At 30.6% G+C, this 12189-nt stretch carries 12 protein-coding genes; 5 read left to right on the forward strand and 7 right to left on the reverse strand.

Features of this window, described 5'->3' with window-relative positions:
- The first annotated feature begins 159 nt into the window (after positions 1-159).
- Complete coding sequence (gene trxB / locus ACN0WI_RS08400) at positions 160-1137, forward strand: thioredoxin-disulfide reductase (protein ID WP_417886242.1); 978 nt, start codon at positions 160-162, stop codon at positions 1135-1137.
- Between the two features lie 74 nt (positions 1138-1211).
- Here trxB and ACN0WI_RS08405 read toward each other — a convergent pair whose 3' ends face one another.
- The 5 genes from ACN0WI_RS08405 to ACN0WI_RS08425 form a co-directional block, all read right to left on the reverse strand.
- A complete protein-coding gene (locus ACN0WI_RS08405) occupies positions 1212-2033 on the reverse strand; it encodes a GIN domain-containing protein (RefSeq protein ID WP_417886244.1) in 822 nt (273 codons plus the stop codon).
- A gap of 87 nt (positions 2034-2120) precedes the next feature.
- Positions 2121-3800: a PspC domain-containing protein gene (locus ACN0WI_RS08410; RefSeq protein ID WP_417886245.1), complete on the reverse strand. Its 1680-nt coding sequence runs from the start codon at positions 3798-3800 to the stop codon at positions 2121-2123.
- Positions 3793-4137, reverse strand: a complete 345-nt coding sequence (locus tag ACN0WI_RS08415; protein ID WP_417886246.1) for a PadR family transcriptional regulator — start codon at positions 4135-4137, stop codon at positions 3793-3795. Before ACN0WI_RS08415 ends, ACN0WI_RS08410 begins: the two co-directional genes overlap by 8 nt.
- A gap of 71 nt (positions 4138-4208) precedes the next feature.
- The gene (locus ACN0WI_RS08420) at positions 4209-5081 is read right to left on the reverse strand and encodes a DUF5694 domain-containing protein (protein ID WP_417886247.1); all 873 of its coding nucleotides are present in this window, start codon (positions 5079-5081) and stop codon (positions 4209-4211) included.
- Positions 5082-5120: 39 nt separating this feature from the next.
- On the reverse strand, positions 5121-5585 hold the full coding sequence (locus ACN0WI_RS08425; protein WP_417886248.1) for a DUF4870 domain-containing protein: 465 nt from the start codon (positions 5583-5585) through the stop codon (positions 5121-5123).
- Positions 5586-5854: 269 nt separating this feature from the next.
- Here ACN0WI_RS08425 and ACN0WI_RS08430 point away from each other — a divergent pair, with 269 nt between their 5' ends.
- The 3 genes from ACN0WI_RS08430 (at position 5855) to ACN0WI_RS08440 (ending at position 7519) form a co-directional block, all read left to right on the forward strand.
- Positions 5855-6322 carry a DUF4442 domain-containing protein gene (locus ACN0WI_RS08430; protein WP_417886249.1) on the forward strand — a complete coding sequence of 156 codons (468 nt, stop codon included), beginning with the start codon at positions 5855-5857 and terminating at the stop codon, positions 6320-6322.
- Between the two features lie 70 nt (positions 6323-6392).
- The gene (locus ACN0WI_RS08435; protein WP_417886250.1) at positions 6393-7193 is read left to right on the forward strand and encodes a TIGR00266 family protein; all 801 of its coding nucleotides are present in this window, start codon (positions 6393-6395) and stop codon (positions 7191-7193) included.
- A 128-nt stretch (positions 7194-7321) separates the two neighbouring features.
- Complete coding sequence (locus tag ACN0WI_RS08440; protein ID WP_417886252.1) at positions 7322-7519, forward strand: hypothetical protein; 198 nt, start codon at positions 7322-7324, stop codon at positions 7517-7519.
- A gap of 183 nt (positions 7520-7702) precedes the next feature.
- Here the strand turns inward: ACN0WI_RS08440 and ACN0WI_RS08445 are convergent, their stop codons facing one another.
- Positions 7703-9259 carry a hypothetical protein gene (locus ACN0WI_RS08445; RefSeq protein WP_417886253.1) on the reverse strand — a complete coding sequence of 519 codons (1557 nt, stop codon included), beginning with the start codon at positions 9257-9259 and terminating at the stop codon, positions 7703-7705.
- 12 nt (positions 9260-9271) lie between these two features.
- Positions 9272-9958, reverse strand: coding sequence for a hypothetical protein (locus ACN0WI_RS08450; protein WP_417886254.1), 687 nt, complete (start codon positions 9956-9958; stop codon positions 9272-9274).
- 638 nt (positions 9959-10596) lie between these two features.
- On the opposite strand from ACN0WI_RS08450, the gene ACN0WI_RS08455 reads away from it, so the two are divergent.
- Positions 10597-12102, forward strand: coding sequence for a transglycosylase SLT domain-containing protein (locus tag ACN0WI_RS08455; protein ID WP_417886256.1), 1506 nt, complete (start codon positions 10597-10599; stop codon positions 12100-12102).
- Positions 12103-12189: the final 87 nt, after the last annotated feature.

The following is a 12189-nucleotide window of genomic DNA, read 5'->3' on the forward strand; positions in this document are numbered from 1 at the left end:
AATATAATTGGAATACTTATTTTTGTTGAAAATTTTGAAGGGATAAATTCAACAATTTGTATATTATTTATACTTCTTATTCAAGAATAATTATTAGCAATACTATTATTTATGTAAATAGCAGTTAAGTTATTACATTTACAAAAATTTAAGATAATAATGAGCGAAAATATAGAACAAATAAAGTGTTTGATTATAGGATCTGGTCCTGCAGGGTATACAGCGGCAATTTATGCTTCTAGAGCAGATTTAAAACCTGTAATGTATACAGGAATGGAACCAGGTGGGCAATTAACTACAACAACTGAAGTGGATAATTTCCCAGGATATCCTGAAGGAATTGATGGGCCTCAAATGATGATGGATCTTCAAAAGCAAGCTGAAAGATTTGGAACAGAGGTTCGAATTGGTATGGCTACTGAAGTGAAGTTTAATGAAAAAGTTGGTGGAATTCATAAAGTTTGTATAGATAACGCTAAATGGATTGAAGCTGAAACGGTAATAATATCTACCGGTGCTACCGCTAAATATTTAGGCTTACCTAGTGAGCAGCGTTTACGTGGTGGAGGTGTTTCTGCGTGTGCAGTTTGCGACGGATTTTTCTATAAAAATCAGGATGTTGCTATTGTTGGTGGAGGAGATACAGCTGCTGAAGAAGCAACTTATTTGGCTAATATTTGTAATAAAGTAACAATGTTAGTTCGTAAAGGAGAAATGAGAGCCTCTATGGCGATGCAACATCGTGTTAATACAACCAAGAATCTTGAGGTGCGTTATTATAGTGAAATTGATGAGGTTCTAGGGGATCAAGTTGTAGAAGGGTTACGGATATTAAATAATCAAACTGGAGAAAAGGAAGAAATAGCAATTACTGGTTTATTTATTGCAATTGGACATAAACCGAATACTGATATATTTAAAGGTCAGTTAGATATGGATGAAACAGGTTATTTAATAACTGATGCCAAATCTACTAAAACCAATTTACCTGGTGTATTTGCTTCTGGAGATGTACAAGATAAAGATTACCGACAAGCAATTACAGCAGCCGGTTCAGGGTGTATGGCTGCAATGGATGCGGAACGCTATTTAGCTGAAATTGAAACTAAAGAAACAGAGAAAGAAGTTACTGCTTAAATTTAATCAGTACCTTACTCATAAAAAATGCCGGATTTTAATCCGGCATTTTTTATAAAGTTTTTTATATAATCTTACTTTTCTTTTCGTAATACTGCTTGATCTGAAAATTCTATCAATTCAATTTTTGGATTGTTGTAGATTCTTGTTTCGCTTCTGTTTTTTGCGATAAGTCTTAGATTTTTTATGACAGAAATTTCATTTTTAGAACGACCTTCAGCAGTAACACTTGCATTTGTAGCAGTTAATTTTTCGCCTTCAAATTCTGTAGAATGGTCGGTTCTCAATCTAAAATCTTCTACAGTTCCTTCAATTCTAGCTTTAGCATCTTCATAAGTATCAATTTTTAAAGAAGGTCCATTAATCAACGCTTTTAAATAACTTTTCCCATTCAACTGGATATAAGCCTGTTTTTTAGTTGTTAAATTCAATTCAATTTTACTGTCATTTCCAGCTATTAATTTGAAATTAGAAGTAGTTAATGTAGCATATAACTTAGAATCATCTAATGTTTGAATTTCTAAGTCAGGAAAATTAATACCATCAGAAAGATCTAATTCTACTTCATCTTTCAAAGTGATTTTTTCAAGGTTACTGGGAACTTTTAACATAATACGTTCTCTTTTTGCTCGTTTGATATTTTTTTCTGAACGAACAATTAGAACATTGTTTACTACATCTGTTCGGATTAAATCCTGTAAATTTTCATCAGCTTCAATCTCAGCCAAAGCAACTTCTCCACGTTTAATAATAACTTCAAAACTTCCGCTTATTTCTACAGAGGAGAAACTTTCAAGATTTCGTTGTTTGTTTACTACATTTCTATTTCCTTTTATTTGAGCAGTAGCGGTTACTGCAATGAATAAAAGAATGACTAAACTTGTGCATTTTTTCATAATCATTATTTTACACAAACATAATAAAATAAAGGTGCTAATGTCGTTAAAATAAACTTAGAGCTTTTAATAGCTTTTTTCTTAATTCTAAAAATCATCTGTTAAATCAATTTTTGAATTTTTTTCAGAAGTAATAGTATCTTCTGACTCTTCTTTAAACTCTTCTTCAAAAAAATCATTTTCTTTTTTTAAAGTAGGACAGTCTAAACAAGTGGTTTGATCTTCTTCTACTTTTAAGAAATGTTTTTCATCTCCATTCTGCAATATATCTTTCCATGAATAACTGTTTCTATGGAATTCTTTAATATTCTTATCAATATATAAAACAGTGCCTTCGGGTAACCATACGGTTACTACTAGTTCTTGGTCGCGTATTTTAAGATTATCTGTAATGGTAAAATAACTGTTTAGATATAAATTATTTTTAGTCATTGAATATTGATAATTTATGTTTTCAGCACGTTTTCTAGCATCTTTAACATCTCTACCTTCGGCAGATTTTAATATTTCAATTTTAGCAAGAGAATCTTTAGTTGATTTAAAAACTATTCGAATATCGGTACCATATAGAATTTTTTCCTCATTTTCATTGAATTTTATGGCTAAATCATCATCTCTTTTATCGATACTTGTGCTATACTGTGGGTTATTTTTCATAGCAACGAAAAGAGTGTCTGTTTTAGTAATAGGTAAATTTTCAGTGGTTACTGTTTCTTCATCAAAAGCTCTACCACTTATTTCTCCAACACCAATTATTGTAATACCAATAAAGGCTAAAATCCAAATTCCTAAAAGAGTGAATTTTGCTGGTTTTCCTATAGATTTAGGTTTTTCCATTAAAATTTTCAATCCTAAAATAAATAAAAAGAAGAACGGAATAATCAATAAAAAGAATACTAATAGTGTAGATAGCCATAGTGGCGCCCAATACAAATTCATAGAAATTTGATCTATCCCAGGAGCTTCTATAATACCAAATGTTCCAATGGTAAATACACCAATAAAAATACCAATAATGGTTAAGCCAGATACAATTAGCAGTAAAATACCTACAAAAGCAATTATGATTTTTAATAGTGTGTGTACAAGTCGAGTAAAGTTATTTCCTGCAGATTTAGCACTTGTTTTTGCTTTATCACTAAATTTTTGATAATCTACATTTTTTACTTTTTCTGAAACACTGTCGAACCCTTCTCTAATTTTTTTCTCGATATTAGAGATTGTCACTTCTTCTCCACGCATTGCTAATTTCTCAGCGGTAGTTTTGGCTTCTGGAGTAAAAATCCAGAAAGCGATGTATATTAACAGGAAGCCTCCGCTTGATGCAAATGTGAGTACAATCCAAATTAACCGAATCCACACGGCATCGATTTCTAAGTAATGTCCCAAACCACTACTTACTCCACCTATATAAGAATTCTCGGTATCACGGTATAGTTTTTTTGTACCTGATTTTTTTGAAGTAGTGGAAGCAGAAGTTGTTTCGTCTTCAAAAATATCTTCATCCACTCGGTAATCTTCAGGTTGCCCCATTATAGCTATTACTTCATCAACTTCTTTACTGCTTATTACTTTACTTGTATCGGCTCTTTTTTCGGTAAAAAGTTCAGCAATTCTAGCTTCGATATCTGCAATAATCTCATCTTGACCTTCTTTATTGGTTAAAGAGCGTTTTATAGCATCAAGATAATATTGTAATTTTTTAAAGGCATCTTCATCAATGTGGAAGAAAATACCAGCAAGATTTATATTAACGGTCTTATTCATGATGTGATTTTTTTTGATGGGTTACAATATTAACCGCAGTTTGTAATTCGTTCCAGGTTGATGATAATTCTTCTAAAAATAATTTTCCTTTGTCTGTTAGACCATAATATTTACGAGGTGGTCCGCTAGTAGATTCTTCCCAACGATAGGATAGAAGTCCTGCGTTTTTAAGTCGAGTTAATAGTGGATATATAGTTCCTTCTACTACTAATAATTTAGCATTTTTTAGTGTATCTAAGATTTCAGCTACGTAAGCATCTTCATCTTTTAAAACTGAGAGTATACAATACTCCAGTACACCTTTACGCATCTGTGCTTTGGTGTTCTCTATCTTCATAGCGCTTAAATTTGAATGTTGTTAAAATGTTCATTTTTTAATTGATGATTATGTGTGATAAATTTTGATGACTAATCTAAATAAGTAAGGGTATCTACAATTTCATAATTTGGGTTGTCGTCTAAAAGATCTTTTAAGATTCCAATATGAGCTTGTCCCATCATAACATATATTTTTTTGCTTCCTGTTTTTAATTGTGTATTTAATATGTTTGAATAAATCTTGATATTTCGATCGAAAAATAGACTAATATATTCGGCGCCTGCATATTTCTTTTCTTCCGAATTTAAATCTCTGTAATTATTACCTTCTTTATCAAAATTCCCATTTTGCACATAGGCCGGAAAATTGAAAATAGCTCGATAAGAAAGATTCAGCATTTCCGGCTCGTTGATTTTTCTTGTGAAATCATAAATTGATAATGAATTTTCCATTACCTGCTTTCCTAAAGGTCTAGAAGTTTGTTGAAGTTTTTTTAATTGATTTTGAAAATATTCAAAATGATTTCCTTCTTTTAGTAAATTTTGAGAAGTAGAATTATAAAAATCGATTCCGTACACTCTATCTAAATGCAGTTTATTGGCTAGTCTGAAGCCAACCTGATAAATTTCGCTTGCACCATATTCAAAATTTTTAAGATCTAATTTATTATTTTGGTAGAGTTTGTAAAGACTATCTGTCCACTGTTGCTCTTCAGGCGTTAATTCAACCATTACAGCATCTGGTTTAAATTTTGCAATTTTGGAGGCTATTTTTTCAAGTTCCTTTTGCTTTTTAGAATTAAACATGCTTGCAGCTTCCGTACCATTTTGCATTTTATTTAGATGAGCATAGCCAACTAGCATAATTTTTATTTTTTCATTTTGCTGCGCCAAACCATAATTTGATAGAAGAACAAGAAAAATGATTATAATGAATTTTGAAATTTTGATTGATCGATTCATATTTAATGAATTTGTAAGAAATTTGTTTTTAGCTGTAGATTATCTTATAAAATTGATACATAACGGATACTTATATTCTAATCCTTCACTTGCATGTTTAGCAGCTTTAATAACAGCGTACAGTTCTAAAATAAATAAGCCAAAAAAAATAGTTAAGCCTACAAATACTAAAATTATAAAAGGAAAATAAGTTGGATTATCAAAAGGGTTAAATTCCAAATAATCTTTAGTAATTAAAAAGTAATTACTAGAATACGAAATTGCGGTTACAATAAAAATAGCCACTAATATAAATAGTATACTTATATAGTAAATCAATAAGCTAATTTGGAAATTTAGCGCAGCACGTGCATGTTTATCAATAAAACTTTTTTCTTTATTTATAACCCAAATAACTAAAGGGATAATAAAATTACCTAAAGGAATAAAGAATTTCGATAATACGGATAGGTGCGTAATACTTGCAAGAGTTAATTGGTCTTCTTTGATTGATGTTGTTTCCATTTGTTTGATGTTAAAAAAATCAGACTCAAGATGATGGTTTTTTGATGAAGTCTTTAAGCCTGATTTTGATTGCTTTCCCGATGTGGAACATTAATTTTTTGATTGATGAAATTGATTATTAGTTTTATACCAGTTAATTTCTATTACAAATATATATCTAAAAGAAGGTATTTTGCAAAGCATAGTACTTAAATTTAACTTAAATTTAAGACTTAAGTGTCATTTAGTATGTCAAGTATTTTAAATATATTTATATAAATACTTTCTATATGCAGCTAACTGTCAAAAAATTAAATCAGTTTTTATTTTTTAAATTACCGAGTGCTTGGCTTTGTGGAGTACGGGTTAAAACTATTACTAAAACTGATTGTAGCGTTGGTGTAAAACATAGATGGATTAATCAAAATCCATTTAATAGTATGTATTTTGCCGTACAGGCAATGGCAGCTGAACTAAGTACAGGCGCACTAGTGATGTCTAAAATTAAAGCAGAAAAACAGTCAATATCAATGTTAGTTGCTCAAAATAAATCAGTATTTAATAAAAAAGCTACTGGAAAAATTATTTTTGAATGTACTGATGGTGAAGTAATCAATAAAGCAATACGAAAAACTATTGAAACCGGAGAAGGACAAACCTTTTGGATGAAATCTATTGGTAGAAATCAAGATGGTCTTGAAGTTTCTGTATTTGAATTTCAGTGGACATTAAAAAGTAAAACAAGAATCGCTAAATAAATATATTTTTTCCTTTGTAACAATTGTTGAAGTTTTACTTCTTATAAAGAAAATCACTAAAGTAAAAATTATGAATGCGCACGAAATAGATTACGAAATATTTGGAGAAGAAATGCAATATGTGGAAATAGAATTAGATCCACAAGAGGCTGTTATTGCAGAGGCTGGTAATTTTATGATGATGGAGGATGGTATTAAAATGGAAACAATTTTTGGAGATGGAAGTAAAAAAAATGAAGGCTTTTTAGGAAAAGTTTTAGGTGCCGGAAAACGATTACTAACTGGGGAAAGCATGTTCATGACGATATTTTCTAACATAATAATGGGTAAAAAGAAAATTAGTTTTGCATCTCCGTATCCCGGAAAAATAATTCCAATTGATCTGACACAATTTGGAGGGAAATTTATTTGCCAGAAAGATGCTTTTTTGTGTGCAGCAAAAGGTGTTTCCATAGGAATAGAATTTAGTCGAAAATTAGGACGAGGATTTTTTGGAGGAGAAGGTTTTATAATGCAACGGATTGAAGGTGATGGGATGGCTTTTGTACATGCAGGAGGGACAATGGGTAAAAAAGAATTAGCACCTGGTGAAAAACTTAAAGTAGACACGGGTTGTATTATAGGTTTTACCCAAACTGTAAATTATGATATTGAATTTATAGGAGGAATACGGAACACAATTTTTGGAGGAGAAGGTTTATTTTTTGCAACTTTAACAGGTCCTGGGGTTGTATATGTACAATCGTTACCGTTTAGCCGTTTGGCAGATCGAATACTACAAGCAGCTCCGCAAAGTGGAGGTAAAAATAAAGGAGAAGGCAGTATTTTAGGTGGATTAGGAGATATATTAGATGGAGACAATAGATTTTAGTTGTTAAAGTTATCTTATAGAAAACGTAGAAATGTGAATTTTTCTTATATTTACGAAAACGAATTCGCTGTTTATGGTTAAAGTTTTACTTTTTTTTAACTGTTCCAACTAATTTAAAATTTCAAATTATGGCGAGAGCGATGTTTGATTATACCAAAACTATACTAGAGAAAGTAAGTTTTGATGCAAATTTATTCTGTAGAGAAGTACAAAAAGCAATTTCCAGACTATTACCTCATGAAGTTCAGGAGTTAAGAATATGGCTTGAAGGTAAAACCGACAATAATCCTGAATTATTAGGATGCTTGGTGTACTTAAATCCTTAAAGGTATTTTATAATTTTTAAAATTTAGAATTAAAAAAAGCGATCTAATTAGATCGCTTTTTATATTTATTAAATTGTAATATATTGATATTTCAAAAAGTAATAGTTTTCTCCAAAACAAGAAAAACGACATTATGAATTAATGTCGTTTTTCAATCTAAACAAACAATATTAAAATTTAATTTTAGAAGTCTATTTCATCACAAATACTTGTATTGTCTACAAGAATAGTATGATCTTTAGAAGTAATCATTTCATTATAAGTATACGTTTTTCCATCAAACTCTACTTTAAATTCATATTCATTACCTACTTCAATCTCATAAGATGTAAGCATTAAATTTATAACCTTTCCTGGTATCCAATCTGTATCTCCAACTTTTCTATATTTTAGGGGGTAAGAATCTATATTGATATCCACATTATCACAAGGTATATCTACGCTTACAACTACTGCATCATCTTGCGGTGTAGGCACTACAACCACTTGTTGGTCTCCACAAGAAATATTTGTTTGTTCTATGGTGTTACCAATTGTTTTCAATTTAAAAGTTGTAGTTGCATTTGTTACCGATATAAGTGGTAAATCAATTGTATTATCTCCAGGTTTTAGACTTAAATCAGTCACAATATTGTATGTTCTTGTAACATCAGTTCCGCTAAGTATAAGTTCTACTTGTGCGTTTATAGGAGAACTTGTTGGATTTTGAATTATAAAATCGTTTTGTTCACAATTATCTAAATCAGCTACTACGCTATATTCTGTTAAGTGGTTTGTAGTAAATGAAACATACAATTTATTATTTTTACTTTGTATAGTTCCAGATTTTTCAAATTCCCAAATATCTTTATCTATTTGATAGCTGTAGATAGATAATTCATCTCCTACGGCAACTTTTTTACCAGTGATAGGGTTAAACAAATCAGGAGATATTTCCATAGAAACATTAATAGGCTTGTTGAATGTTCTAACTTCAGTTCCGCCAACTGTCATATTTATTGTTGTATAAGACATAGGAATGAAAGATTTTTTTACTTCTGAACCATTTTTATTAACAGTCTTATTTGCTAATCCACCTGGGAAAGATTTCACTAACGATTCACTTTCAGCGTCGAAATCAACAACACTAATTTCAACATTTTGACCTGAAATTTTTTGATTCTCTTTATTGTAGAATTCTGTCCCACTATCTACTACTAAGTTTCCACCTGTTTTTTTATTGCTAGTTCCAGAATCAAACTCTACAGTTTTTGGTTCGGTTGTAACATCTCCACTCATAGAAGCAGATTCTTTTTTTGCAGAAACTCCTGAAGGCGTATTGTTTTGATTAACCATGTTTACCTTTTTGGATTGTGTTTTATTTTCTTCCGAAAAAGTAACAGATACAATCTTTTCGCTATAATTAGGAGCTGTAGCTAAAAACTCGAAGGTTTCGCTATTACCTGAAGCCGGCTTATTAGCAGGATTTAATAATATGGTAAGGCTTCCTTCGCTAATATCGAAATTCTTTTTTCCAGCAGAATTTAAAATTTTTGTTCCATAATCCTGTACCGGAGTTAGTGTAACATTATCAGGTGGATTTCCTGTGGCTATATCTACAAAATCAAATTGTGTAGTATATTCTAAGAAATTTACATCTAATCCTAATTTGAAGTTGTCTGCAACTTCCGACGGAGAATTTTCACAGGCTGTAAAAAAGCTAGCCAGTATTAATACGATTAATAATTTAGTTCTTTTCATAGTTTCTTTTTTTTAAATTTTTACAGAAATTCGAAGGTTTAAATAGGGAAACCATCTATAATCTTTAATATCCTCTTCTAACGAAGCTGCTTGCTTTGAAGTAGGTTCAAGCATACCTGTTGCAATAATTCCAACTTCTGGTTTAGGTAAATAGAATGTACCTGCTTCAAAAGCAACACCAATTCTTTTTTTAGGAACAGCTCTTCCGAAACCGAAGCCTATATAAGGAGCAAATCCATTATAATCTAAAGTAACCTCTAGATCCCCAATATCTTCAGGTCCTAATATAATTTCACCATATGTTATTTCACCATTGTACGTACCTAGCGCATTAGTTTTTCCATCGGTGAAATAACTAGCGCCTCCAACTAACTTAAAACTACTTTTTAGAAATGGTAGGTACTCTAAACTTAAATCGAATTCAAGAAATCGTGTATCAGCAGTTACATTTAAACTTGCATCATCCACATCAATATCTTGAACATAATTTTCAATACTTAATGTATTAGCGCGAAATCGAAGATTAAGTTTTGGAGACATATTACGTGCAACTTCCAATCCGCCACCAAGAGTAGAGCCGTTAATAGCAATAGCATACCTGTTTTCATAAGTAGGTTTTTCTAGGTCATTTTCTTTTTGACCATAAAAAAGGGTACTGAAAGCAAGAAATAACATTAAGAGAGTAGTTTTTTTTGTCATACTTTTCTTTATAAGTTAATTAAAAAAATCGTTTAAGTGCAAATAAACAAGATAAAACACGGGTTAAATATATCATAAAAATTTCCGATTATTGAAAATAATATTCTGTACTATAAACCTTTGTGGTGTAAAGGATCGTGTAAGGTTAGATTTTTAATTTTTTATAAATGTAAGAAATTTCTGTACTGTTAAAATCTAAATCAGCCAAAACAGTATTTACAAAAAAATCATTTTTGATATGTTTTTGGAGCTTTAGCATAATTTTTTCAGTAAAAGAGAGCAGTGTATGATAAATTTTTGTTGATGAAGATTCTCTTTATTAGCATTAGAAAAACTGGCAAGAATATCTACAGGGTAGTTAGGACTAGCTTTTGTCAGCTATCATTTTAAATTTTTAAAGTTATAGGGTGCCGAAATTATAACTCATAGAAATTTATTTTTCAGTAAGTTACAAAAACTAAGATAGCTAAATATTTAAATAAAATTAATTAAAATATTCGGATTATATTTTTAATAATGTTGTATTTAAATTAGTATTTTATGAAATTAAGAGTTAACTAAATAAGATTATTTGTGAATTTAGTGATAAATTTTTTATTTAAAAATAAATAGCTATATTTAAGAAAATCAGTTATTTAATGATTAAAACTTTACGTTCTTTTATTTCACATATTAGTATTTTAAAATTCAGTTTATCTTTTCTTATTCTGGGTACGCTTTTGTATTGTTCAGAAAAAACAAATGAAAAGCTTGAAAAATCTCCAGATCTGGTACTTGACGATTATTCTAAATCTCTCTCAGAAATTAAAAAAGACGGGAAGCTTAGCGTAATTACAATTTATAATTCCACCAGTTATTTTTTATATCGAGGAAAACCTATGGGGTTTGAGTATGAGTTGGTAAAAAAACTGGCGGATCATCTAGATCTTGAATTAGATATAAAAGTTGCAGAAGATATCGACCATTTATTTGATATGTTGAATGCTGGTGAGGGTGATTTAATTGCCTTTGGACTCTCAGTAACTGAAGACCGAAAAGAGATTGTTAATTTTACCGATTATCATTACCTCACACATCAGGTTCTGGTGCAACGCCGCCCGGAAGATTGGCGAAGGCTACCTATGTATAAAATAAAAAGACGAACCATAAACGATCCCATAGAAATGATAGGTAAAACGGTACATGTACGAAAAAACTCTTCGTATTTTGAACGGTTAGAAAATCTAGAAGATGAGATTGGAGGACAGATCGATATTCAATTAGTCCCAGGTAATAAAACTACCGAAGATATTATCAAAATGGTGGTGAATAAAGAAATTGATTATACGATTGCTGATTACAATATTGCGGCTATTAATCAAACTTATAATCCTATTTTAGATATCGATACTGAGATCAGTTTTTCACAGCGTATAGCTTGGGCAGTTCGTAAAAATTCACCTGAGCTTTTAGTAGCTATTAATTCTTGGTTAAAAACCATCAAAAAGAAAGATTTTTATTACGTGGTTTACAATAAATATTTTAAGAATAAAAAATCCTATAGACGCCGAATTAAAAGTAAATTTTATAGTAAAAATGAAGGGAAAATTAGTCAGTACGATGAAATTGTAAAAGCCAATGTAGAAAGTTTAGGTTGGGACTGGCGATTGCTGAGTTCACAAATTTTTCAAGAATCTCGTTTTAAACCAAATGAAAACTCTTGGGCTGGGGCAGGAGGTTTAATGCAAATTATGCCGGCCACAGCGAAAGATTTAGGAATTTCAGATATTACAAATCCTGCACAAAATATTCGAGGCGGAACAAAATATTTAGAGCAGTTACGTGAAAAATTTACAAACGTAAAAGATAGTATTCAGAAAATAAAATTTACTCTTGCGGCTTATAATTGTGGTTTAGGCCATGTTCGTGATGCGCAGCGATTAGCCAAAGCTTTTGATGAAAATCCATATGAATGGGATGATAATGTTGAAGATTATATGCTGAAATTAAGTTCGCGCGAATTTTTTAGTCGACCGGAAGTAAAATATGGTTTCGTAAGAGGACGTGAGCCTTTTTTATATGTAAAAGAAATCTTTCTACGTTACGAGCATTATCAGAAACTAATTCCGTTTGAAACTCCTGCTACTAAAGTAGTTTCAAATTAACTAGATTTTAACACTTTAAAGTATTCTGTTGCATTGTATCTTGATAATTTTGAAAATAGTTGAACAAAAGCTAAATAGCTCAAAATG

This window comes from Zunongwangia sp., from assembly GCF_048269745.1.
In the GTDB taxonomy this organism is placed as follows: Bacteria; Bacteroidota; Bacteroidia; order Flavobacteriales; family Flavobacteriaceae; genus Zunongwangia.